We start from the raw sequence: 23,045 nt of genomic DNA, 5'->3' as shown, positions 1-23,045 counted from the left end.
TTGCACGACCGTGAGCCCCACCTCCAGGATCCGTCCGGCTCACCCACCCCGCACGGCGCTGGCCGACCTGGCGCGCGCCCACGGGCTGCGCCTGACCGGCCCGGCCGCGGGAGCGGGTGAGGCGCTCGGGATCACGCTCGACAACCGCGGCCTCGCTCCGGGCGAGATCTTCGCCGCGCTCCCCGGCGCGCACACGCACGGCGCCCGGTTCGCCGCCGCGGCCGCAGCGGCCGGTGCCAGCGCCGTCCTCACCGACGCCTCGGGAGCCGCGGCGGCCGAGGCCGCCGGCATCCCGGTGCTCGTCGCCGACGTCGACGGGTCCGGCGACGGCGCCGGCCGCGCGGAGTTCCGGGAGATCGTCGCCGCCGTCGCCGCCGACGTCTACGGGCGGCCGGCCGAGCGCCTGCGGACGTTCGCCGTCACCGGGACGAACGGCAAGACGACGACGTCGTTCCTGCTGGCGCACCTGCTCGGGCTGCTCGGTCGGCGCGTGGGGCTCATCGGCACGGTCGAGCTGCGGATCGGCGACGCCGTCGTCCCCGCACGCCTGACGACGCCCGAGGCCCCGGACCTGCACGCCCTCCTCGCGCACATGGTCGAGGCGGGCGTGACCGACCTCGTCATGGAGGTGTCGTCCCACGCGCTCGAGCTGCACCGCGTGGACCCGGTGCGGTTCGACCTGGCCGCGTTCACGCACCTGACGCAGGACCACCTGGACTTCCACGGGGACCTCGAGCACTACTACGCGGCGAAGGCCTCCTTGTTCACGCCTGCCCGGGCGCGCCGCGCCGTCGTCTCCGTCGACGACGAGTGGGGCCGGCGGCTGGCCGGGGACGCCCGCGCGGCCGGGATCGACGTCGCCACGCTCGCGACGCGGGGCGAGCACGCCGCGGCGGCCGCCTGGACCGTGCGGGACGTCGTCGCCGGCGCCGATGCGATGTCGTTCACGCTGACCGGCCCGGGCGACGTCGCACTGACGACCAGCCTGACGATGCCGGGTGCGTTCAACGTGGCGAACGCCGCGCTGGCCCTCGCGACGGCGATCGAGGGCGGCGTCCCGGCCGCCGACGTCGTCGAGGCGCTCGCCGCGGCGGGCGGCCTGCGCGTGGCGGTGCCGGGCCGGATGGAGGTCGTCGGCGCCGAGCCGCGGTGCGTCGTCGACTTCGCGCACAACACGGACGCGGTCGGGATCGCGCTCGCCGAGCTGCGTGCGACGACGAGCGGCCGGCTCCACGTGGTGCTCGGGGCGACGGGCGAGCGCGACCGAGGCAAGAGGCCCGCGATGGGCGAGGCGGCGGTGCTCGGCGCCGACGCCGTGATCGTCACCGACGACGACCCGCACGACGAGGACCCGGCCCAGGTGCGCGCCGAGGTGCTCGCGGGGGCGCTCCGCGCGGCGGAGACGGCCCGCGCGGCAGGGCGTCACGTCGACGTGCGGGAGGTCGCGCCGCGGAGCGCGGCGATCGCGGCGGCGGTCGCGGGCGCGGCGCCGGAGGATACGGTGCTCGTGGCGGGGCGCGGACACGAGACGATCCAGGAGGTCGCGGGCGAGGAGCTGCCGCTCGACGACCGCGTGGAGGTGCGGGCCGCCCTGGCCCGCCGTGAGGGACGGCACGCATGATCGAGATGACGGCGGACGAGATCGCGTCCGTGACGTCCGGCACCGTCGTGGCGGGCGATCCCCAGGCACGCGTGAGCGAGGGCGTGGTGATCGACTCGCGCGAGGCGACCGCCGGCTCGCTGTTCGTCGCGCTGCCCGGGGAGCACGTCGACGGTCACGCCTACGTCCGGGTCGCGCACGAGAACGGCGCGACGACCTCGCTCGTGACCCGCCTCGTCCCGGACGCGGGCGACGGCGCGCAGGTGCTCGTCGACGACGCGCAGCGCGCGCTCGGCGACCTGGCGCGGCACGTGCTGGCCCGACGGCGTGAGGTCGCCGACGAGCCGCCGGTCGTCGTCGGGATCACGGGCTCCGTCGGGAAGACGAGCACGAAGGACCTGCTCGCGGAGGTGCTCGCACCGCTCGGCGTCGTGCACGCGCCGCCCGGCAGCCTCAACAACGAGCTCGGGCTGCCGCTCACCGTGCTGCGCGCGCCGCAGGACGCGCGGGTCGTCGTCGCGGAGATGGGCGCCGACGCGCCCGGGAACCTCACCTACCTGACGTCGATCGCGCCGCCGGACGTCGCCGTCGTCCTCACCGTCGGCCGTGCGCACCTCGCAGGGTTCGGCAGCGTCGACGCCGTCGCCGCCACGAAGTCCGAGCTGGTCAGCGGTCTCGCTCCGGGCGGCTTCGCCGTGCTCAACGCGGACGACGAGCGCGTGGCCGCCATGGCCCGGCTCGCCCCGCGCGTGGTCACGTTCGGCTCCGGCGACGCCGTCCCGCCGCCGTCCGTGGGTGCCCGGGACGTCACGCTGGACGCCGCCGGGCGTGCCGCGTTCGTGCTGACCACACCCGACGGCGAGGAGGTCCCGGTCACGCTCGCGCTCGTCGGGGAGCATCACGTGACGAACGCCCTCGCGGCCGCCGCCGTCGGCCTCGGACTCGGGATCGCCGCCGCGGACGTCGCCGGCGCCCTCGCGAACGCCGGCGCCCGGAGCCCGCACCGGATGCACGTGGTGGAGCGCCCGGACGGCGTCACCGTCGTCGACGACGCGTACAACGCGAACCCGGAGTCCGTGCGCGCCGCGCTCAAGGCGCTCGTGGCGATCGCCGGCCGCGAGCGGCGCAGCGTCGCCGTGCTCGGCGAGATGCTCGAGCTCGGCGACTCCAGCCGCGACGAGCACGACGCCGTCGGCCGCGTCGCCGTCCGCCTCAACGTGGACAAGCTCGTGGTCGTCGGCGAGGGGGCACGGGCGATGCACACCGGGGCGAGCCACGAGGGGTCGTGGGGCGACGAGGCGCTGTTCGCGCCCGATCTCGACGCAGCGCGCGCCTACCTCGCCACGGAGCTGCGACCGGGCGACGTCGTGCTGGTCAAGTCGTCCAAGGGTGCGGGCCTCGCCGCCCTCGCCGACGAGCTGACGGCGGGGGGCACCGCGTGATCGCGATCCTCGTCTCGGGCGCCGTCGGCCTGCTCGTCTCGCTGTTCGGCACGCCCCTGTTCATCCGCTTCCTCGTGAAGCGGCAGTACGGGCAGTTCATCCGGCAGGACGGCCCGACCGCCCACTTCACGAAGCGCGGCACGCCCACCATGGGCGGCGTCGTCATCATCGCCGCGACGGTCCTCGGGTACACCGTGGCGAACATCTCCGCCCAGCGGATGCCCCAGGTGTCCGGCCTCCTGCTGCTGTTCCTCATGATCGGGCTGGGCGTCATCGGGTTCCTCGACGACTTCATCAAGATCTCCCGGCAGCGCTCCCTCGGGCTGAACGCCCGGTGGAAGATCATCGGCCAGGGCGTCATCGGCGTGACGTTCTCCGTGCTCGCCCTGCAGTTCCCGAACGAGCAGTTCCGGACGCCGGCGTCCACCCAGGTCTCGTTCATCCGCGACACCGGGATCGACCTCGCGTTCGCCGGCGCCGCGGTGGGTCTGGTGCTGTTCGTCATCTGGGCGAACTTCCTCATCACGGCGTGGTCCAACGCCGTCAACCTCACCGACGGGCTCGACGGGCTCGCCACCGGCGTCAGCGTCTTCGTGTTCTCCGCGTACGTGGTGGTCACGATGTGGCAGTCCAACCAGTCGTGCCAGGTGCTCTCCCAGGTCGGCCCGAGCTGCTACGAGACGCGCGACCCCCGGGACCTCGCGATCGTCACGGCGGCCATCGTCGGCGCCTGCGCCGGGTTCCTGTGGTGGAACGCGAGCCCTGCGAAGATCTTCATGGGCGACACGGGGGCGCTCGCGCTCGGCGGCGCCCTGGCCGGGCTGTCGATCCTCACCCGCACGGAGTTCCTCGCGGTCATCATCGGCGGGCTGTTCGTGGTGATCGTGCTCAGCGACGTCATCCAGATCGGCTTCTTCAAGATGACCCGACGACGCGTGTTCAAGATGGCACCGCTGCACCACCACTTCGAGCTCAGCGGCTGGAACGAGGTGACGATCGTCATCCGCTTCTGGCTGATCGCCGCGCTGTTCGTGGCGCTCGGCGTCGGCATCTTCTACGCCGAGTGGGTGGTCGGGTGAGCGGCTCCGGGGGCGGTCCGGACCGCGCCGCCTTCTCCGGCGCCCGCGCCCTCGTGGTGGGCCTCGGCACGTCGGGCGAGGCCGCCGCACGAGTCCTGGCGCAGCTCGGCGCCCACGTGGTCGCGGTGGACTCGCGGGCCGACGTCGCGGCGCGGGCCGCCGAGGCGCTGCCGGGCGTGACCGTTCTCGACGCGGACGGCGACGAGACGGCGCTCGCCGAGCGGGCGCTGGCGACGTCGCCGCGCCTCGTCGTCGCCGGGCCCGGGCTCGCACCCTCGTCACCGCTGCTCGCGGTCCCGCGGGACGCCGGGCTGGAGATCTGGAGCGAGGTCGAGCTGGCGTGGCGCGTGCGCGCCGACGACGCCCCGTGGCTCACGCTGACCGGCACCAACGGCAAGACCACGACCGTCGAGATGCTCAGCAGCATCCTCACCGCCGACGGCCGGCTCGCCCCCGCCGTCGGCAACGTCGGGACCCCGATCTCCGCGGTGGCGCTCTACGGCGCCCCGGATGCGCACGGCGTCGTGCGGCCCCCGGACGCGTACGCCGTCGAGCTCTCCAGCTTCCAGCTCCACCACACGTTCACCGTCGAACCGACGGCGAGCGCGTGCCTCAACATCTCGCCGGACCATCTCGACTGGCACGGCACGTTCGACGCGTACCGGGCGGACAAGGCCCGCGTCTACGCCCGCACCCGGGCGGCGTGCGTGTACTCGACGTGGGACCCGGCGACCCGCGCGATGGTGGAGGAGGCGGACGTCGCCGAGGGGGCGCGCGCGATCGGTGCCCGCCTCGGAGTCCCGGGTCTCGGCGAGGTCGGGCTCGTCGAGGACGTGATCGTCGACCGCGCGTTCCACGCGGCGCGCCACATCGAGGGCGTCGCGCTCGCCGAGGCCGACGACCTGGCCCATCTCGCCCGCCCTGGCATCGGCGTCCCGGTCCACGTCCTGCAGAACGCGCTCGTCGCGGCGGCGCTCGCCCGCGCGGCGGGAGTCACGCCGTCGGCGGTCGCCACCGGGCTCCGCGCGTACGCGCCGGGGGCGCACCGCATCGAGGCGGTCGCCGTGCTCGACGGCGTCACGTACGTCGACGACTCGAAGGCCACCAACGCGCACGCGGCGTCCGCGTCGCTCGCCGCCCTCGAGCCCGGCCGCGGGGTCTGGATCGCGGGCGGACTGGCGAAGGGTGCGACGTTCGACGAGCTCGTGGCGGCGCGGTCCGACCGGCTGCGCGGCGTCGTCCTCATCGGCGTCGACGCCACGCCGTGGGCCGACGCCCTGCGGCGACACGCGCCCGAGGTCCCCGTGATCGCCGTCGTGCCCGGTGAGACTGAGGACGTGATGTCCGCCGCCGTCGCCCGCGCCCGCGCCCTCGCCCGGCCCGGCGACACGGTGCTGCTCGCACCGGCCGGCGCGTCGCACGACCAGTTCGCCTCCTACGCCGCGCGCGGCGACGCGTTCGCCGCGGCCGTCCGGGCGCTCGAGGGCGGCCGCGCGGGGGAGGTCGTCCCATGACCACGCTCACCCCGCGCCGGGCGCCGGCACCGCGGCGCTCCCGCACCGCTCCGGCGGCAGGTCCGCACCGGGCGTCGAGCGCGCGCACAGCTCGGCTCGCCGGCTGGGACTCGCCGGTGACGTCGTACTACCTCATCGGCGGCGTCGCGGCGGTGCTGCTGTGCCTCGGGCTCGTCATGGTGCTGTCGAGCTCCACGATCGACTCGATGGCGCGGACCGGCTCGCCGTTCACCGGATTCCTCACGCAGCTCCAGTACGCCGTTATCGGGGTCCCGCTCGCGCTCGTCGCTGCGCGGCTCCCGGTCGTGTTCTTTCGCCGGACGGCGTGGTTCGCGATGATGGGCGCGGCGGCGATGCAGCTGCTGGTGTTCACGCCGCTCGCTGTCGGGGAAGGCGGCAACAACGCGTGGGTGGAGCTCGCGCCCAACGTCACGTTCCAGCCGAGCGAGTTCGCGAAGCTTGGCCTCGCGCTGTGGCTCGGCGCGGTGCTCGCCGCCAAGCGCTCGTTGCTCGCCCGCTGGGGGCATGTCATCTTCCCTGCGCTCGTCGTCTCGGGTGCCGTGCTTGCGCTCGTCCTCGTGACGAACGACCTCGGGACAGCGCTCGTGCTCGTCGCGCTTGTCGGGGGCGCCCTGTGGGTCGCAGGGGTCCCCATGCGGATGTTCGCGGCCGCCGGTCTGGCGGTCGCGGCGGTAGTCGCGTTCCTCGCCGCGACGTCGCCAAACCGGGTTGCACGCATCATGGCGCTGTTCGGCTCGACCCCGCTGGACCCGCAAGGGCTCGGGTACCAGTCCCGCCTCGCGCAGCAGGCGCTCGGTACCGGTGGCATCGGTGGCGTCGGGCTCGGCGCCTCGCGGGAGAAGTGGTGGGGTCTCCCGGCGGCGCACAACGACTTCATCCTCGCCGTGATCGGCGAGGAGCTCGGCCTGCTCGGCACCCTGCTCGTCCTCGCGCTGTTCGCGCTCCTCGCCGTCGGCGTCACGCGGATCATCCGGCGCCACCCCGACCCGTTCGTCAAGATCACGACGGGCGCGATCGGTGCGTGGATCCTCGCGCAGGCACTGGTGAACATCGGCGTCGTTATCGGCGTGCTGCCGGTGATCGGTATCCCCTTGCCGCTGGTCTCGGCCGGCGGGTCCTCGCTGATCGTCACGCTCGTCGCGCTCGGGATCCTGCTCGCGTTCGCGCGCAGCGAGCCCGGCGCCAGGGTCGCTCTCGAGGCCCGACGCGGCACCGTGCGGCGGGGCTTCGCCGTCCTCACGTCCGGGATGCGGCACACCGGGCGAGCAACGCGAGCGAGCCGGTGAGCACCGGGGAGACGACCGGTTCGGCTCCACGGCTTCGCGTTGTGCTCGCCGGTGGTGGCACGGCGGGGCACGTGAACCCGCTCCTCGCGCTGGCGGACGAGCTCCGCGCACGCGACGCCGAGACGAGGGTGGCGGTGCTCGGCACGTCGAGCGGGCTGGAGGCGCGCCTCGTGCCGGACCGCGGCTACGAGCTCGTCACGATCGAGCGCGTCCCGTTCCCGCGCCGCCCGGACGCCGACCTCGTGCGGTTCCCGGGGCGGTACCGGCGGGCGGTCCGGGAAGCCGGCGCTGCCATCGCCGCGATCGAGGCGGACGTCGTCGTCGGGTTCGGCGGGTACGTCGCCACCCCCGCCTACTCCGCGGCCCGGCGCGCGCACGTCCCCGCCGTCGTCCACGAGCAGAACGCCCGGCCCGGCCTGGCGAACCGGCTCGGTGCCCGGCATGCCGCCGCCGTCGCCGTGACGTTCCCGGGCACGCCGCTGCACGCGCGGCGGGGCTCGACGACGGTGACCGGGCTCCCGCTGCGCCCCGAGGTCGCGAGCCTCGTGGCGGCCCGCGGTCAGGTGGACGCCGCTCTCGCGGCGCGCCGGGCGGGTGCGCAGGAGCTCGGCCTCGACCCGGCCCGCACGACGGTGCTCGTGACCGGTGGGTCGCTGGGGGCGCAGGCCGTCAACGCGACGATCGCCGCCGCGGCGCCCGTGCTCGTCGCCGCCGGGGCCCAGGTCCTGCACCTGACAGGCACCGGGAAGGCCGACGCGGTGCAGGCGGCGCTGGACGCGCACGCGCCCGAGGTGCGTTCCGCGTACCACGTCCGTCCCTACCTCGCCGAGATGGAGCGGGCCTACGCCTGCGCGGACCTCGTCGTGGCTCGCGCGGGCGCCGGCACGGTCAGCGAGGTCGCGGCGCTCGGCATCGGCGCCGTGTACGTGCCGCTGCCGGTCGGCAACGGGGAACAGCGCCTGAACGCCGCGCCGATCGTCGACGGCGGCGGGGGCCTGCTCGTCGCGGACGCCGACTTCACGCCCGACTGGGTGGCGGACCGCGTGGTCCCGCTCCTCATCGACTCCTCGGCCCTGACGGCGATGGGAGCCGCGGCCCGGGCAGCGGGGGTGCCCGACGGCGCGGCGCGGCTCGCCGACGTCGTCACAGCCGTCGCGCTCGCCGGGAGATCCCGATGACGCGCTGGCACTTCATCGCGATCGGCGGGGCCGGGATGTCCGTCGTCGCCGAGCTCGCGCTCGCGGCCGGCCACGTCGTCACCGGGTCCGACGCCGCCGAATCCGCAGCCCTGCGCCGGCTGGCCGACCTCGGCGCGCGCGTCGAGGTCGGGCACCGCGCCGCCGCCGTCGAGGGGGCCGACGTCGTCGTCGTGAGCTCCGCGATCCGTGGCGACAACCCCGAGCTGGTGCGGGCACGCGAGCTCGGCGTCGAGGTGCTGCACCGATCGGCGGCGCTCGCCCGGATCGCGAACGAACGCGAGCTCGTCGCCGTCGCCGGGACGCACGGCAAGACGACGACGTCGGCGATGCTCGCCGTCGCGCTCACGGAAGCTGGTCTCGACCCCACCGCCGCGATCGGGGCGGTGGTGCGCGACTGGTCCTCCGGAGCGCGCGTGGGGGCGGGGCGCGTGTTCGTGGCCGAGGCCGACGAGTCCGACTCCTCGTTCCTCGCCTACGCCCCGCGGGTCGCCGTCGTCACCAACATCGAGGCCGATCACCTGGACCACTACGCGGACACCGATGCCCTCGTCGAGGCGTTCCGGGAGTTCGCCCGTCGGATCGTGTCCGGCGGGCTGCTCGTGGCGTGCGCCGACGACCCCGGCTCGCTCGAGCTCGCGCGCTGGGCGACGGCGCAGGGCATCCGCGTGCGGACCTACGGCGTCGGCGGGGAGCCGCTCGACCCCGCGAGCGACCACGTGCGGATCACCGACCTCGAGCTGGACGCGACGTCGGCGCGCGCCGAGGTGACGCTCGTGACAGCCGACGGGCTCGGCCCCGGGCCCGTGCGTCTCCGCCTCGCGGCACCGGGGCGGCACACGGTGCTCGACGCCGTCGCCGGGTGGGCGGCGGGCCTCGAGCTCGGCGCCGACGCCGAGCAGCTCGCCCATGGCCTCGCCCGCTTCACCGGGACGGCGCGCCGTTTCGAGACCAGGGGCGAGGCCGGCGGCGTGCGCGTCGTCGACGACTACGCCCACAACCCCACGAAGGTGCGAGCCGCGCTCGAGGCCGCGCGGCTCGCGGTGGGCGACGGCCGCGTGCTCGTGCTGTTCCAGCCGCACCTGTACTCGCGGACCGCCGCGTTCGCCACAGCGTTCGCCGACGCGCTCGACGCCGCCGACGTCGTCGTCGTCACCGGCATCTACGGGGCGCGCGAGGATCCCGCGCCGGGCGTCACGAGCGCGCTCGTCACCCAGGCGGAGCCGCCCGGGCGCGCGGCGCGCGGCGCCGCCCCGTTCGCCCTCGTGCCGGATCGGCTGGCCGCCGCTCACGAGATCGCCGGCCGGGCGCGGCCGGGCGACCTCGTGCTGACGGTCGGGGCGGGGGACGTCACCGAGCTCGCCGCGGTCATCCTCGCCGACCTGGCGGGTCCCTCGTGAGGCCGCCTGCCGCGCCGCGCCGCCCGGAGCGCACCGCGCCGCCGGAGCGGGACACGCTGCCGCAGCGGGACGCGCCGTCGGAGCATGACGCGCCGGCCGAGCAGACCCACGACGCGCAGCCGGCGGTGCCCCCGCGGGAGCCGCCCTCGGCCGACGCCGACCGGGCCGAGGAGGCTCCCGCGGAGTCGCGGCTCGTGCGGGTCGCACCCCGGGAGAGCTCAGCGCCCGCCGCCTTCGGACCGCCGCGGGTGAGCCAGATCTCCGACCGGCTCGCCGAGCGCGAGTCGGCGCGCCGACGGCGCACCGGGCTCCGGCTGGGCGTGCTCGCCGGCGTCGTGGCCGTGCTCGCCGGGCTGGGCTGGCTCGTCCTGGCCTCGCCCGTGCTCGCGCTGCGCGACGACGCCGTCGAGGTGGTCGGCGCGGGCGGGTACGTCGACGGCGCGGCCGTCGCCGCCGTGGCCGGACCCGAGGTCGGCGTGCCGCTCGCCCGGATCGACCTGGCGGCCCTCGCTGAGGAGATCGAGCAGATCCCGGCCGTCCAGGACGCCGGCGTCTCGAGGTCGTGGCCGGGTGGCCTGCGGATCGAGATCACGCCCCGCACGCCGGTCGCCGTCGTCCCCGGCGACGAGGGCACGCTGCTCCTCGATGCCGAGGGCGTGGTCATCGCGACGGTGCCGGCCGGCGGGGAGACGCCGGCCGGGCTCCCCGAGATGACGGTGCCGCTCGACGACGGCGCCCGGCAGGACGCCGTCGCCGCCGTGCTCGAGGTGCTCGGCGCGCTCCCGGACGAGCTGCGCGCCCAGATCGTCACCGCCGGCGCGCGGTCGGAGCAGTCGGTGCGGTTCGAGCTCGCCGACGGCGCCCGCGTGGAGTGGGGGAGCCCGGCCGAGTCGGCGCTCAAGGTGGCAGTGCTGTCGACGCTCCTGCAGGTCGGCGCCGCCTACTACGACGTGAGCGCGCCCGAGGCGCCGATCACCCGCTGACGGCGGCGGCGTCGACGGCGATGCCGACCGCCTGGTGGGGGATGACGACGGCGCACCTCGCCTGACTCCGTCCGGCGGCGTTCGGACGTCTCCGGCGCGACGACACGCGGGCGATGTCGTTGCCGAGCCGCGGGCGCGGACCTACCGTCATGGACAGGACGAATGTGACATAAGTCTGACCCTCTACCTGAGGGTGAAGGTTGACCACCGAATGAGAGGGACCAACGTGGCAGCACCGCAGAATTACCTGGCGGTCATCAAGGTGGTCGGCATCGGCGGCGGCGGCGTCAACGCCGTGAACCGGATGATCGAGGTCGGGCTCAAGGGCGTCGAGTTCATCGCGATCAACACCGACGCGCAGGCCCTGCTCATGAGCGACGCGGACGTCAAGCTCGACGTCGGTCGCGACCTCACGCGCGGCCTCGGCGCCGGCGCTGACCCGGAGGTGGGCAAGAAGGCGGCCGAGGACCACTCCGAGGAGATCGAGGACGTCATCCGCGGCGCGGACATGGTGTTCGTCACCGCGGGCGAGGGCGGCGGCACCGGCACCGGTGGCGCGCCGGTCGTGGCCCGGATCGCCCGCGCGCTCGGCGCGCTGACGATCGGCGTGGTGACCCGCCCGTTCACGTTCGAGGGTCGCCGCCGAGGCGTCCAGGCGGACAACGGCATCGACATCCTGCGCGACGAGGTCGACACCCTCATCGTCATCCCCAACGACCGCCTGCTGTCCATCAGCGACCGGGGCGTCTCGGTGCTGGACGCGTTCAAGTCCGCGGACCAGGTGCTCCTGTCCGGCGTGCAGGGCATCACCGACCTCATCACCACACCCGGTCTCATCAACCTGGACTTCGCCGACGTGAAGTCCGTCATGCAGGGCGCGGGCAGCGCCCTCATGGGCATCGGGTCGGCCATCGGCGAGGACCGTGCGGTCCAGGCGGCCGAGCTCGCGATCTCGTCGCCCCTGCTGGAGGCGAGCATCGACGGCGCCCACGGCGTGCTCCTCTCGATCCAGGGCGGCAGCGACCTCGGGCTGTTCGAGATCCACGAGGCGGCCCGGCTCGTGCAGGAGGCGGCGCACCCGGAGGCGAACATCATCTTCGGCGCCGTCATCGACGACGCGCTCGGCGACGAGGTCCGCGTCACGGTCATCGCCGCCGGGTTCGACGGCGGCACGCCTCAGCCCCGCGCCACCGACCGCGGCGTCGGGCAGATCGTGGCGCCGTCCCGGCCCGCGGTGCCGCCGCGTATCGAGGAACAGCCCCAGGCGCCCGAGGCCCCGGCCCCGGCGCCCGCTGCGACACCGCAGGTCGAGCGCGACGCGGAGCCCGTCCCGGCTCCCGTCGGGGCACGGCAGGAGGGGCCGTCCACGCTCGAGGTGCCGCGCGTGTTCGACGAGCAGCCGGTGCGGTCGCGGCGCGAGGACGACCTGGACGTGCCCGACTTCCTCAAGTAGGCGCACATGTCGCCGGCCGACGGCGTCATCGACGTCATCGAGTGCGATCTCGGCCCGGCGGTGCGGGCGTTCTTCACGACCCGTGCCGGCGGGCTGAGCGCTGCGCCGTACGCCAGCCTGAACCTCGGACTGGGCGTCGCCGACGACGAGCGGGCGGTCCGGGCGAACCGGCTGCGGGTGGCGGAGCTCCTCGGCGCACCTGTGGCGTTCGCCACCCAGGTGCACGGGCCCGACGTCGCCGAGGTGGACGCCGGCGCGGATGTCCGGGCCGGGAGCGTGGCTGTCGCCGACGCCCTCGTGACCCGGCGCACCGACATCGGGCTCGGCGTGCTCGTCGCAGACTGCGTCCCGGTGCTGATCGCCGCGACGGGCCCCGACGGAGCACCCGTGCTCGCGACGGCGCATGCCGGCCGTGCGGGCCTGCTCGCGGGCGTCGTGGGCGCCACGGTGGCGGCGGTGCGCTCGCGCGGCGGCGGCGACCTGAGGGCGGTCGTGGGTCCCGCGATCTGCGGCCGGTGCTACGAGGTGCCGGAGTCGATGCGCGACGAGGTGGCGGAGGCGTACCCGGCCGCGCGCGCCACGACGTCCTGGGGGACGCCGTCGCTCGACCTGCCGGGCGCCGTCGTGACCGGGCTCACGGCGGACGGGGTCGACGTGGTCCGCGTCGACGTCTGCACACGGGAGGACGCCGCGATGTTCTCGCACCGGCGCGACGGCGTCACCGGCCGGAGCGCCGGCGTGATCGCGACACGCCGCAGGGTGGTGCACTCCCGGGACGGTGGCCTGGGCTAGCGTCACGAGGGACGGGGCGCGCTTGCGACCCGTCGAGGCGTCGAGGCACCACACGAGGAGCAGCCATGGGAGCCCTGCGGAAGACGATGCTGTACCTCGGGCTGTCCGAGGCGGACCGTGCCGAGGGGGCGGAGTCGGAGTACGCGGAGTACGACGAGTACGCCCAGTCGGACGCTCCGGAGCAGCAGAAGCCGCGCGAGCACGCGCCGGCCGCGGTGACGCCGATCCGATCGGCCCGCTCCGCGGCGTCGTCGGCGGGGAGCGCCGGCGACCTGCGTCGCATCACGACCGTCCACCCGCGCACGTACAACGACGCGAAGATCATCGGGGAGTCCTTCCGATCCGGCACGCCCGTCATCATGAACCTGACGGACATGACCGACGCCGAGGCGAAGCGCCTCGTCGACTTCTCGGCGGGACTGGTGTTCGGCCTGCACGGCTCGATCGAGCGAGTCACCAACAAGGTCTTCCTGCTCTCGCCTGCCTCCGTCGAGATCGCCACCGACTCGGCCGAGGACGAGGAGCCGCAGGCGCGCTTCTTCAACCAGAGCTGATCCACCCACGTGCTTGGCTGGATCGCGTCGATCGCCTACCTGCTCGTCCTGCTCTTCATCGTCGCGATGCTGATCCGGATCGTGTTCGATCTCATCCAGGTGTTCTCGAGGGAGTGGCGCCCGCAGGGCGTGACCCTGGTGCTCGCCGAAGCCGTGTACACCGTCACGGATCCACCGATCAAGCTCGTGCGGCGCGTGATTCCCCCGTTGCGGATCGGCGGCGTCGCCATCGATCTCGCCTTCCTCGTGGTCATGATCGTCGCGTCGTTCCTCCTGCAGATACTCTCCAGGCTCGCCTGAGTGGGCCAGCGCGTGCGCCGGGGAAGGCATCCGCTACCGTTGACCGCGTTCCACGCAGGCGAAGTCCGTGCGGACGAGATGACTAACCGAGGTGACCACTATGGCGCTGCTGACAGCAGACGACGTTCTCAACAAGAAGTTCCAGACCACCAAGTTCCGTGAGGGCTACGACCAGGACGAGGTGGACGACTTCCTCGACGAGATCGTCAACACTCTCCGCGTCACCGCGGGCGAGAACGAGGAGCTCAAGACGAAGCTCGCCGCCGCCGAGCGGCGCGTGTCCGAGCTGAGCCGGTCCGGTGGTGGCGCGGCAGCGGCCGCGCCGGCCGTCGACGAGACCGGCCCTGTGACCCAGGTGACGGCGCCGGTGGCGCCGGAGCCCGAGCCCGAGCCGCCGGCACCCAAGCCGACGCCCGCTCCGGCGCCTGCTTACGCGCAGCCCGCGGCTCCGGCCGCCCCGGCTCCGCGTCCCGGGCAGACCGAGCCCGAGTCGGCGACCGGCATGCTGCAGCTCGCGCAGCGGCTCCACGACGAGTACGTGCGCAACGGCAAGGAGGAGGCCGACCGGATCGTCGCCGAGGCGCGTTCGGCCGGTGACCAGATCCAGCAGGAGGCGCAGGAGCAGCGCTCCCGGACGCTCAAGCAGCTCGAGACGGAGCGGGCGACGCTCGAGCACAAGATCTCGCAGCTGCGGGCGTTCGAGCGCGACTACCGGACCCGGCTCAAGGGGTACCTCGGGGGCCTGCTGGAGAACCTCGACAAGCAGGCGTCGATCATCGGCCTCGACTCCGCGGCCGACGTCCCGACCCTGCCGTAGCGCACCGACGCCGGCGCGAGGCACGCGCGACCGGCACACCGCACGGACTCGCGGCCCGGGCACCCATGGGTGCCCGGGCCGCAGCCGTTCCCACGCGTGCCACGGGAGAGCAGGCACCGGGGCGATTCCGTGCCAGACTTTGCCCCGATGACCAGCCAGGAGCCCGTCGGGCAGCACGACGCCACCCACGGCCCTGCGGCCGAGGGGGAGGCGGTGGAGGCGTCGGCGAGGGCCGGCGATGCGGACGCGACGCCGTCGGAGTCCTCCGGCGCCCCGCCCGTTCCCCCCGAGCGTCGACGTCGTCTGCTGTGGCAGTTCGCCGTCCTCGCGGTCGCGGTGGTGCTGGTCGACCAGGTCACCAAGTACCTCGCGGTGACGAATCTCGAGCCGGGCGAGCGGGTCCCGGTGATCGGCGACCTGCTCTCGTTCACGCTGGTGTTCAACCCCGGGGCAGCGTTCTCGTTCGGCACCGGCGTCACGTGGGTCTTCACGATCGCGATGGTGGCGGTGAGCATCGCCGTCCTCGTGACGGCGCGGAAGATCGGCACGGCGCGCTGGGCGGTGGCCCTCGGAGCCCTGCTCGGCGGGGCGGTCGGCAACCTCATCGACCGGCTCTTCCGCGAGCCCGGCTTCGGCGTCGGGCACGTGGTCGACTTCATCAACTACGCGGACCTCTTCGTCGGCAACGTCGCCGACATCGCGATCGTCCTCTCGGCCGCGGGGATCGCGCTGCTGGCCGTGCAGGGGCGGGCGCTCGACGGATCGCGCGTGCAGCACGCCGATGGCTGAGCGACGCAGCCTGCCCGTGCCGGACGGGCTCGCGGGTGAGCGCGTGGACGTCGGGATGGCACGTCTGCTCGGGCTCTCCCGCTCCGCGGCGGCCGACCTCGCCGCGGCGGGTCGGGTGCTGCTGGACGGCGCCGCGGCCGGGAAGTCGGACCGGCTCGCGGCCGGGGCGTGGCTGGAGGTCGAGCTGCCGGAGGCCGCGGAGCCTCCGCAGGTCGTGGCCGAACCCGTGCCCGGGATGCGGATCGTGTACTCCGACGACGACGTGGTCGTCGTCGACAAGCCCGTCGGCGTCGCCGCCCACCCCTCGCCCGGGTGGAGCGGGCCTACCGTGATCGGCGCGCTCGCCGCCGCCGGTGTGCGCGTGTCGACGTCCGGCGCGGCGGAGCGGCAGGGCGTGGTGCACCGCCTCGACGTCGGGACGTCGGGGCTCATGGCCGTGGCCAAGAGCGAGCGCGCCTACTCGGTGCTCAAACGCGCGTTCAAGGAACGCACGGTGACGAAGGTCTACCACGCGCTCGTCCAGGGGCACCCGGACCCGAGCGCCGGGACGATCGACGCCCCGATCGGGCGGCACCCGCGGCACGACTACAAGTGGGCTGTCGTCGCCGACGGCAAGCCCTCGGTCACGCACTACGAGACGCTCGAGGCGATGCCGGCGGCGAGCCTGCTGGAGGTCCACCTCGAGACCGGGCGGACGCACCAGATCCGCGTGCACATGGCGGCCGTCAAGCACCCGTGCGTCGGCGACGTGACGTACGGGGCCGATCCCCGGCTGGCGGAACGACTCGGCCTGACGCGGCAGTGGCTGCACGCCGTCCGGCTCGGCTTCGAGCACCCGGTGACGGGGGAGTGGACAGAGGTGACGTCCGACTACCCCGCAGACCTGGCGGCGTCCCTGGAGGCGCTCCGGGACGGAGCATGAGCGGATGAGCGCCCCCACGGTGCGCGTCCTGCGGGTCACCGACGACGCCATGCTCCGGCGGGCGCTGGCGCTCCGCCACGACGTGTTCGTCCGGGAGCAGGGCGTGCCGATCGAGCTCGAGCACGATGCGGACGACGACGCACCGACCACGACGCACGTGCTCGCCTGCGGGAGCGACGACGAGGTGCTCGGGACCGGTCGGCTGCTCGCCGACCCGGACCGGCCGGGCGTGGTGCACGTCGGTCGGATCGCCGTCGCGGCGTCGGCTCGCGGGCTCGGCGTCGGCGCCGTGCTCATGGCCGCCCTCGAGGGCCTGGCGCTCGCCGACCACGGCGTGCCCGACGGCGAGCGGCTGACCGTGCGCGTCGAGCTGGCGGCCCAGGAGCGCGCGGTGGGCTTCTACGCCCGGCTCGGCTACGCCGTCGCCGACGAGGTCTTCCTCGATGCCGGGATCCGGCACCGCGAGGCCGTGCGGGTCCTCACGATCTGACGGACGCGGACACGCCGGAGGACGACACGCCGTCGGACACCACCGGCATCGGCGACACCCGCGCGGGGTCGTCCGGGCGTGGGCGGCGCGACTTACGATCTACCTCATGCCGTCCGCTGCACCTGGATCCGACTTCGTCCATCTCCACGTGCACACGGACTACTCGATGCTCGACGGCGCGGCCCGGGTGCCCGATCTCGTCGCCGAGGTCAAGGCGCAGGGGCAGAGCGCCGTGGCCATCACCGACCACGGGTACCTGTTCGGTGCGTACGACTTCTGGAAGCGGGCGCGCGCCGCGGGCATCAAGCCGATCATCGGCCTGGAGGCGTACGTCACACCCGGCACGGCGCGGCAGGACCGTTCGAGGGTGCGCTGGGGTGAGCGCGACCAGGTGGGCGACGACGTCGCGGGCGGCGGTGCGTACACGCACCTGACCCTCGTCTCCGAGACGACGGCCGGGATGCACAACCTGTTCCGGATGGGTTCGCTCGCGAGCCTCGAGGGCTACTACTTCAAGCCGCGCATCGACCGCGAGCTGATGACGCGGTACTCGGACGGGCTCATCGCGTTCTCGGGCTGCCCCTCGGGGGAGATCCAGACGCGGCTGCGGCTCGGGCAGTGGGACGAGGCGGTGCGTGCCGCCGCGGAGCTCCAGGACATCTTCGGCAAGGACAGCTTCTACATCGAGCTCATGGATCACTCGCTCGAGCTCGAGAAGCGCGTGGCGAAGCAGCTCATGGAGCTCGCGGCCCACCTGGGTGCGCCGTTGGTGGCGACGAACGACCTGCACTACGTGCGCGACGAGGACGAGCACGCGCACGAGCTGCTGCTGTGCGTCCAGTCCAACTCGCTGATGTCGGACCCGACGTACGAACAGGGCGGCAACCGGTTCGCGCTGTCCGGCGACGGCTACTACGTGCGGTCGAGCGCCGAGATGCGGCGCCTGTTCGCGGAGCTGCCCGAGGCGTGCGACAACACGCTCGCGATCGCGGAACGCTGTGAGGTGGAGTTCACCGAGCAGGTCGGGCGGTACATGCCGCACTTCCCGGTGCCGCCCGGCGAGGACGAGATCTCGCTGTTCGTCAAGGAGGTCGAGCGCGGCCTCGTCTCGCGGTTCGGCGAGCACGTCCCCGAGGACGTCGCGCAGCAGGCGAAGTACGAGATCGAGGTCATCACGTCCAAGGGGTACGCCGGGTACTACCTCGTGGTCGCTGACTTCATCAACTGGGCCAAGCGGAACTCCATCCGCGTCGGCCCCGGCCGGGGGTCGGGTGCCGGCTCCATGGCCGCCTACGCCATGGGCATCACGGAGCTCGACCCGCTGAGCAACGGTCTGATCTTCGAGCGGTTCCTCAACCCGGAGCGGATGTCGCTGCCCGACTTCGACATCGACTTCGACGAGCGTCGGCGCGGCGAGGTCATCCGCTACGTCACCCAGAAGTACGGCGAGGAGAACGTCGCCTCGATCGTCACGTACGGCACGATCAAGGCGAAGCAGTCGCTCAAGGACTCGGGGCGCGTGCTCGGCTACCCGTTCGCCATGGGGGAGAAGCTCACGAAGGCGATGCCGCCGGCCCTCATGGGCAAGGACGTCAGCCTGAGCGGCATCTTCGACCCGGAGGACAAGCGGTACGCGGAGGCGGCAGAGTTCCGCACGCTGTACGAGACCGACCCCGATGCGCGCAAGGTCACCGATGCCGCGAAGGGCATCGAGGGCCTCAAACGACAGTGGGGCGTCCACGCGGCCGGGATCATCATCTCGTCCGAGCCGCTGATCGACGTCATCCCGATCATGCGGCGCGACTCCGACGGCGCGATCATCACGCAGATCGACTTCCCGGCCGGGGAAGACCTCGGCCTGGTGAAGATGGACTTCCTCGGGCTGCGCAACCTCACGATCCTCGAGGACGCGCTCGTCAACATCGGCATCAACGGCAAGCCGGACGTCGTCATCGAGGACGTGCCGCTCGATGACGCCGCGACGTACGAGCTGCTCGGCCGGGCGGAGACGCTCGGCGTGTTCCAGCTGGACGGCAGCGGCATGCGGCAGCTCCTGCGCCTCATGCGCCCGGACAACTTCGAGGACATCTCCGCCGTGGGCGCGCTCTACCGTCCCGGCCCCATGGGTGCGAACTCGCACACCAACTACGCCCTGCGCAAGAACGGCCTCCAGGACATCGTCCCGATCCACCCGGAGCTCGCCGGCCCGCTCGAGGAGGTCCTCGGCCCCACCTACGGACTCATCGTCTACCAGGAGCAGGTCATGGCGATCGCCCAGCACCTGGCCGGGTACACGCTCGGCGAGGCCGACCTGCTGCGGCGCGCGATGGGCAAGAAGAAGAAGGAGATCCTCGACAAGGAGTACGTCCCGTTCTCGAACGGGATGAAGGAGCGCGGGTACTCCGAAGGGGCGATCAAGGCCCTCTGGGACGTGCTGGTCCCGTTCTCCGACTACGCGTTCAACAAGGCGCACTCGGCGGCGTACGGGCTGATCTCGTACTGGACGGCGTACCTCAAGGTCAACTATCGCGTCGAGTACATGGCGGCGCTGCTCACGTCCACGCGCGACGACAAGGACAAGAGCGCCCTCTACCTCAACGAGTGCCGGCACCTGGGCATCACCGTCCTGCCGCCGGACGTCAACGACTCGGCGGCGAACTTCACCCCGGTCGGCGAAGACATCCGGTTCGGGCTCGCCGCGGTGCGCAACGTCGGGGCGAACGTCGTGGAGGCCATCGCGAAGGCCCGCGAGGAGAAGGGGGCGTTCACCTCGTTCACGGACTTCCTCGACAAGGTGCCGGCCGTCGTCTGCAACAAGCGGACCATCGAGTCGCTCGTCAAGGCGGGCGCGTTCGACGCGCTCGGGCACACGCGCCGGTCGCTGCTCCTCGTGCATGAGCAGGCGGTCGACGCCGTGATCGGCGTCAAGCGCAAGGAGGCGGAGGGGCAGTTCGACCTGTTCGCCTCCCTCGGCGGCCCGGCGGACGACGCCGCGGGGAGCGTCGCGTCGTTCGCCGTCGAGATCCCGGACCTGCCCGAGTGGGACAAGAAGCAGAAGCTGAGCTTCGAGCGCCAGATGCTCGGTCTGTACGTCTCGGACCACCCGCTCGCCGGCGTCGAGCACGTGCTCACTGCCGCGGCGGACGTCTCCGTCGCGACGCTGCTCGCCGACGAGGCCCGCCCGGACGGCTCGACGGTCACGATCGCCGGGCTCATCACGAGCCTTCAGGTCAAGGTGTCGAAGCAGGGCAACCCGTGGGCCGCCGTCGTCATCGAGGACCTGGAGGGCAGCATCGAGGTGATGTTCTTCGGCGAGACCTACCTCGCGTACTCGACGGTGCTGGCCGAGGACACGGTGGTGGTGCTGCGCGGTCGGGTGCGCCGGCGCGACGAGCAGCTCCAGCTGCAGGCGATGGAGCTGTCGCTGCCCGACCTCGCCGGCGCTGACACGAGCCCGATGACGCTCCAGCTGCCCGACGCCCGGTGCACCCCACCGGTCGTGGAGCGGCTGCGGGAGATCCTCACCACGCACCCCGGCGGCACGGAGGTGCACCTGCGGCTCACCAGCCCGGGTCGCGCCACGGTGCTGCGGCTCGAGGACGCGCTGCGGGTGGAGCGCTCGCCGGCCCTGTACGGCGATCTCAAGGCGCTGCTCGGCCCGGGGTGCCTCGCCTCGTGAGCCACGAGCGAGGACTCCGGAGCGAGGGACGAGTGCAGGACGCGCCCACGCGGTTCAGCCTCGTCCCGGCGGCGTACCTGGCGCTGCTGCGGGACGGCGACGGCGGCACCGAGGTGCTGCTGCAGCTCCGTCAGGGCACGGGCTACATGGACGGGTACTGGGCGTGTGCCGCGGCGGGTCACGTGGAGGCCGGCGAGAGCGTGCTCGCGGCGGCTGTCCGGGAGACCGCGGAGGAGCTCGGCGTCGTCGTCGCCCCCTCGGACCTGGAGCCGCTCACCGCGATGCACCGGACGGACACGGACGCGCCCGACGACCAGCGCATCGACATGTTCTTCGCCTGTCGGCGATGGTCGGGCGAGCCGCGGATCGTGGAGCCGCAGAAGGCGGCGGACCTCGCGTGGTGGCCGCTCGCCGCGCTGCCCGACCCGGTGGTGCCGCACGAGCTCGCCGTGCTCGAGCGGCTCCGCGACGCGTCGCTGAGCACGGTCATGACGTTCGGGTTCGCCGACGACGGCGTCCACACGGTGCCGCCTCCGGCGGCTGTCGACCGGGGCGCCCTCAGCTGACGCGGATCGCCACCGGGCCGCTCGGGAGGTCGACGGCGACGAGCGCCCCGCGGTGGACCTGCGCCCCGCGGCGGTTCTCCGCGACGCCGTCGACCTGCACGGCGTCGTCCGCCAGCAGCTCCCGGGCCTGAGCGCCGTCCTCGGCGATCCCGGCGAGCTTGAGCAGCTGGCCCAGCCGGATGCTCTCGTCCCGGATGCTGATCTCGACGGGTTCGGCGCTCGACATGGTCCCATCCTGCCGTGCCGAGGGCCGCCGCCCGCGCCGCCGAGGTCCGAGAGCCTCGCCGGACCAGGGGAGACCGGCCGATGGCAGGATGCGGCGGGTGCCCGTTGAACGTGAGACGCCAGCGCCCCGTGGCCCCCGACGGATCCGGGTCGTCGGCGCCGCGGGCTCGGGCAAGACGCACCTGGCGCGGGAGAGTGCGGCGATCCTCGGCGTGCCGCGCCTGGAGCTCGACGCCGTGTTCTGGGCGGAGGACTGGACACTGCGCGACGTCGCCGAGGCGCGAGAGCAGGTGCAGGAGTTCCTCGCGGCGCACCCCGACGGGTGGGTGATCGACGGGAACTGGCGCTCGCGCCTGGACGGGATGCTCGAGCCCGGCAGCCCGGGCGGCGCGGACGTGACCGTGTGGTCGCGAGTACGCCGCACTCACCGGGGAGCCGGGGTTCGTCCGGCTGTCGGGGCGGGCCGCGGTGCGGGAGTGGCTCAGCGGACCGACCGGGACGCGGTCACCCTGACCGAGGCGGGGCCGGCGCTCACTACACTCGGCGTCGTGCCCCTGATCGCCCGTATCGACCTGCGTGGCCGCCGTCTCTCCGCCCGTGAGCTGCGAGCGGTGGTCCCGCGCGCGGAGCTGGACGTCGAGGCTGCGACCTCCGCCGTCGAACCGATCCTGGCGGACGTGCGCGAACGTGGCGGAGCCGCGCTGCGTGACTACGCCGAGCGGTTCGACGGCGTCCGTCCGGAGCACGTGCGGGTCCCCGCGCAGGAGCTGGAGCGGGCGCTCGCCTCGCTGGACCCCGCGCTGCGGGATGCGCTGACGACGAGCGCGGCGCGCGTGCGGCAGGGTCACGAGGCGCAGCTCCCGCCGGCGCGGACGACCCGGATCGCGCCGGGTGCCGTCGTCCGTCAGCGGTGGGTCCCGGTCCGCCGCGTCGGGCTGTACGTGCCTGGCGGGCTCGCCCTGTACCCCTCCAGCGTGGTGATGAACGTCGTGGCGGCGCAGGTCGCCGGCGTCGAGGCGCTCGCCGTCGCGAGCCCGCCGCAGAAGGAGAACGGCGGCCTGCCCGATCCGGGCGTGCTGGCCGCCTGCGCCCTCCTCGGCGTGGACGAGGTCTACGCCGTGGGCGGCGCCCAGGCCATCGCGATGTTCGCGTACGGGGCGACGGGCTCGGAGGACGTCGACGGCGAGGTGCTGTGCGAGCCGGTCGACGTCGTCACCGGCCCCGGCAACGTGTACGTGGCCGCCGCGAAGCGCGCCGTCCGCGGCGTCGTCGGCATCGACGCGGAGGCCGGACCCACGGAGATCGCGATCCTCGCGGATGCCGGCGCCGACCCGGATCACGTGGCCGCCGACCTCGTCTCGCAGGCCGAGCACGATCCGAACGCCGCCGCGGTGCTGGTGACCGACTCGCCGGAGCTGGCCGACGCCGTCGACGACGCCCTCGAGGCGCGCGTCTCGGCGACGAAGCACTCCGAACGGGTGCGGGCGGCGCTCGGCGGTCCGCAGTCGGCCGTCGTGCTCGTCGACGACCTGGAGTCGGGGCTGGACGTCGTCGACGCCTACGCGGCCGAGCACCTCGAGATCCAGACGATCGACGCCGCCGAGCGCGCCGAGCGCGTCCACAACGCCGGTGCGGTGTTCGTCGGCCCGTACTCGCCCGTGTCGCTCGGCGACTACCTCGCCGGCTCGAACCACGTGCTCCCGACCGGTGGGTGCGCGCACTTCGCGTCCGGTCTCGGCGTCATGAGCTTCCTCAAGTCGGTCCAGGTGATCGAGTACACCCGGGAGGCGCTCGCGGAGGTCACGCCGGCGCTGTCCGTGCTCGCCGACGCCGAGGACCTCCCCGCGCACGGCGAGGCGGCACGCGCGCGCACCTGAGCCGAGATCTCAGGGACGTTCTCCGGGACGTCCCGGAGGCGCTCCTCGCCCGCCCGCCCG

Annotated in this window: 21 protein-coding genes; 19 read left to right on the top strand and 2 right to left on the bottom strand. The window is 73.7% G+C overall.

The annotated features are described in order from the left end of the window. Positions 1-10: 10 nt before the first annotated feature. The 8 genes from BCAV_RS12160 to BCAV_RS12125 all read left to right on the top strand — a co-directional run bounded on the left by BCAV_RS12160 (position 11) and on the right by BCAV_RS12125 (position 10,521). Positions 11-1,621, top strand: coding sequence for a UDP-N-acetylmuramoyl-L-alanyl-D-glutamate--2,6-diaminopimelate ligase (locus BCAV_RS12160; protein WP_015882905.1), 1,611 nt, complete (start codon positions 11-13; stop codon positions 1,619-1,621). Then, positions 1,618-3,042 carry a UDP-N-acetylmuramoyl-tripeptide--D-alanyl-D-alanine ligase gene (locus BCAV_RS12155; RefSeq protein WP_015882904.1) on the top strand — a complete coding sequence of 475 codons (1,425 nt, stop codon included), beginning with the start codon at positions 1,618-1,620 and terminating at the stop codon, positions 3,040-3,042. Before BCAV_RS12160 ends, BCAV_RS12155 begins: the two co-directional genes overlap by 4 nt. After that, positions 3,039-4,121, top strand: a complete 1,083-nt coding sequence (gene mraY, locus BCAV_RS12150) for a phospho-N-acetylmuramoyl-pentapeptide-transferase (RefSeq protein WP_015882903.1) — start codon at positions 3,039-3,041, stop codon at positions 4,119-4,121. Before BCAV_RS12155 ends, mraY begins: the two co-directional genes overlap by 4 nt. Next, positions 4,118-5,635, top strand: a complete 1,518-nt coding sequence (gene murD / locus BCAV_RS12145; RefSeq protein WP_015882902.1) for a UDP-N-acetylmuramoyl-L-alanine--D-glutamate ligase — start codon at positions 4,118-4,120, stop codon at positions 5,633-5,635. Before mraY ends, murD begins: the two co-directional genes overlap by 4 nt. Next, positions 5,632-6,942, top strand: coding sequence for an FtsW/RodA/SpoVE family cell cycle protein (locus BCAV_RS12140; protein WP_015882901.1), 1,311 nt, complete (start codon positions 5,632-5,634; stop codon positions 6,940-6,942). Before murD ends, BCAV_RS12140 begins: the two co-directional genes overlap by 4 nt. A 71-nt stretch (positions 6,943-7,013) precedes the next feature. Then, the gene (locus BCAV_RS12135; RefSeq protein ID WP_245528839.1) at positions 7,014-8,120 is read left to right on the top strand and encodes a UDP-N-acetylglucosamine--N-acetylmuramyl-(pentapeptide) pyrophosphoryl-undecaprenol N-acetylglucosamine transferase; all 1,107 of its coding nucleotides are present in this window, start codon (positions 7,014-7,016) and stop codon (positions 8,118-8,120) included. Then, entirely contained in the window at positions 8,117-9,538 is a 1,422-nt protein-coding gene (gene murC / locus BCAV_RS12130) for a UDP-N-acetylmuramate--L-alanine ligase (RefSeq protein ID WP_015882899.1), read from the top strand. Before BCAV_RS12135 ends, murC begins: the two co-directional genes overlap by 4 nt. After that, complete coding sequence (locus BCAV_RS12125) at positions 9,535-10,521, top strand: cell division protein FtsQ/DivIB (protein ID WP_015882898.1); 987 nt, start codon at positions 9,535-9,537, stop codon at positions 10,519-10,521. The genes murC and BCAV_RS12125 overlap by 4 nt, the downstream gene beginning before the upstream one ends. Here the strand turns inward: BCAV_RS12125 and BCAV_RS22975 are convergent. Next, on the bottom strand, positions 10,511-10,672 hold the full coding sequence (locus BCAV_RS22975) for a hypothetical protein (RefSeq protein ID WP_187292815.1): 162 nt from the start codon (positions 10,670-10,672) through the stop codon (positions 10,511-10,513). The genes BCAV_RS12125 and BCAV_RS22975 overlap by 11 nt on opposite strands. Positions 10,673-10,747: 75 nt before the next feature. Between BCAV_RS22975 and ftsZ the strand changes: the two genes are divergently transcribed. From ftsZ to BCAV_RS12075, 10 genes are all read left to right on the top strand, one after another. Then, positions 10,748-11,974 (top strand): cell division protein FtsZ, encoded by a 1,227-nt coding sequence (gene ftsZ / locus BCAV_RS12120; protein WP_015882897.1) that lies wholly within the window; start codon positions 10,748-10,750, stop codon positions 11,972-11,974. A gap of 6 nt (positions 11,975-11,980) precedes the next feature. After that, positions 11,981-12,766 carry a purine nucleoside phosphorylase YfiH/LACC1 family protein gene (locus BCAV_RS12115; protein WP_015882896.1) on the top strand — a complete coding sequence of 262 codons (786 nt, stop codon included), beginning with the start codon at positions 11,981-11,983 and terminating at the stop codon, positions 12,764-12,766. Positions 12,767-12,831: 65 nt separating this feature from the next. Then, complete coding sequence (locus BCAV_RS12110; protein ID WP_015882895.1) at positions 12,832-13,320, top strand: cell division protein SepF; 489 nt, start codon at positions 12,832-12,834, stop codon at positions 13,318-13,320. A 9-nt stretch (positions 13,321-13,329) separates the two neighbouring features. Then, entirely contained in the window at positions 13,330-13,620 is a 291-nt protein-coding gene (locus BCAV_RS12105; protein WP_015882894.1) for a YggT family protein, read from the top strand. A 100-nt stretch (positions 13,621-13,720) separates the two neighbouring features. After that, complete coding sequence (locus BCAV_RS12100) at positions 13,721-14,437, top strand: DivIVA domain-containing protein (RefSeq protein ID WP_015882893.1); 717 nt, start codon at positions 13,721-13,723, stop codon at positions 14,435-14,437. 147 nt (positions 14,438-14,584) lie between these two features. Next, entirely contained in the window at positions 14,585-15,226 is a 642-nt protein-coding gene (gene lspA, locus BCAV_RS12095; protein ID WP_015882892.1) for a signal peptidase II, read from the top strand. Next, the gene (locus tag BCAV_RS12090; RefSeq protein ID WP_015882891.1) at positions 15,219-16,148 is read left to right on the top strand and encodes an RluA family pseudouridine synthase; all 930 of its coding nucleotides are present in this window, start codon (positions 15,219-15,221) and stop codon (positions 16,146-16,148) included. The genes lspA and BCAV_RS12090 overlap by 8 nt, the downstream gene beginning before the upstream one ends. 4 nt (positions 16,149-16,152) lie before the next feature. Further along, complete coding sequence (locus BCAV_RS12085; protein ID WP_015882890.1) at positions 16,153-16,638, top strand: GNAT family N-acetyltransferase; 486 nt, start codon at positions 16,153-16,155, stop codon at positions 16,636-16,638. A gap of 106 nt (positions 16,639-16,744) precedes the next feature. Beyond that, a complete protein-coding gene (gene dnaE, locus BCAV_RS12080) occupies positions 16,745-20,317 on the top strand; it encodes a DNA polymerase III subunit alpha (RefSeq protein ID WP_015882889.1) in 3,573 nt (1,190 codons plus the stop codon). 32 nt (positions 20,318-20,349) lie between these two features. Beyond that, complete coding sequence (locus BCAV_RS12075; RefSeq protein WP_015882888.1) at positions 20,350-20,883, top strand: NUDIX hydrolase; 534 nt, start codon at positions 20,350-20,352, stop codon at positions 20,881-20,883. Here the strand turns inward: BCAV_RS12075 and BCAV_RS12070 are convergent. Continuing rightward, entirely contained in the window at positions 20,876-21,109 is a 234-nt protein-coding gene (locus BCAV_RS12070) for an RNA-binding S4 domain-containing protein (protein ID WP_015882887.1), read from the bottom strand. The genes BCAV_RS12075 and BCAV_RS12070 overlap by 8 nt on opposite strands. 553 nt (positions 21,110-21,662) lie before the next feature. Here BCAV_RS12070 and hisD point away from each other — a divergent pair. Beyond that, positions 21,663-22,985 carry a histidinol dehydrogenase gene (gene hisD, locus BCAV_RS12065; protein ID WP_043349663.1) on the top strand — a complete coding sequence of 441 codons (1,323 nt, stop codon included), beginning with the start codon at positions 21,663-21,665 and terminating at the stop codon, positions 22,983-22,985. The last annotated feature ends 60 nt before the right edge of the window (positions 22,986-23,045 follow it).

The organism is Beutenbergia cavernae DSM 12333, assembly GCF_000023105.1.
Classification (GTDB): domain Bacteria; phylum Actinomycetota; class Actinomycetes; order Actinomycetales; family Beutenbergiaceae; genus Beutenbergia; species Beutenbergia cavernae.
The sequence above is the reverse complement of the archived record's forward strand: the minus strand, read 5'-3'. Positions and strand labels throughout refer to the sequence as shown.

What these genes read in the sequence shown, in the direction of transcription:
- BCAV_RS12155 (WP_015882904.1), top strand. Translation starts at nt 1,618, where the DNA reads ATGATCGAGATGACGGCGGACGAGATCGCGTCCGTGACGTCCGGCACC.
- BCAV_RS12140 (WP_015882901.1), top strand. Translation starts at nt 5,632, where the DNA reads ATGACCACGCTCACCCCGCGCCGGGCGCCGGCACCGCGGCGCTCCCGC.
- murC (WP_015882899.1), top strand. Translation starts at nt 8,117, where the DNA reads ATGACGCGCTGGCACTTCATCGCGATCGGCGGGGCCGGGATGTCCGTC.
- BCAV_RS22975 (WP_187292815.1), bottom strand. Translation starts at nt 10,672, where the DNA reads ATGACGGTAGGTCCGCGCCCGCGGCTCGGCAACGACATCGCCCGCGTG.
- BCAV_RS12115 (WP_015882896.1), top strand. Translation starts at nt 11,981, where the DNA reads ATGTCGCCGGCCGACGGCGTCATCGACGTCATCGAGTGCGATCTCGGC.
- BCAV_RS12110 (WP_015882895.1), top strand. Translation starts at nt 12,832, where the DNA reads ATGGGAGCCCTGCGGAAGACGATGCTGTACCTCGGGCTGTCCGAGGCG.
- BCAV_RS12100 (WP_015882893.1), top strand. Translation starts at nt 13,721, where the DNA reads ATGGCGCTGCTGACAGCAGACGACGTTCTCAACAAGAAGTTCCAGACC.
- lspA (WP_015882892.1), top strand. Translation starts at nt 14,585, where the DNA reads ATGACCAGCCAGGAGCCCGTCGGGCAGCACGACGCCACCCACGGCCCT.
- BCAV_RS12090 (WP_015882891.1), top strand. Translation starts at nt 15,219, where the DNA reads ATGGCTGAGCGACGCAGCCTGCCCGTGCCGGACGGGCTCGCGGGTGAG.
- BCAV_RS12085 (WP_015882890.1), top strand. Translation starts at nt 16,153, where the DNA reads ATGAGCGCCCCCACGGTGCGCGTCCTGCGGGTCACCGACGACGCCATG.
- dnaE (WP_015882889.1), top strand. Translation starts at nt 16,745, where the DNA reads ATGCCGTCCGCTGCACCTGGATCCGACTTCGTCCATCTCCACGTGCAC.
- BCAV_RS12070 (WP_015882887.1), bottom strand. Translation starts at nt 21,109, where the DNA reads ATGTCGAGCGCCGAACCCGTCGAGATCAGCATCCGGGACGAGAGCATC.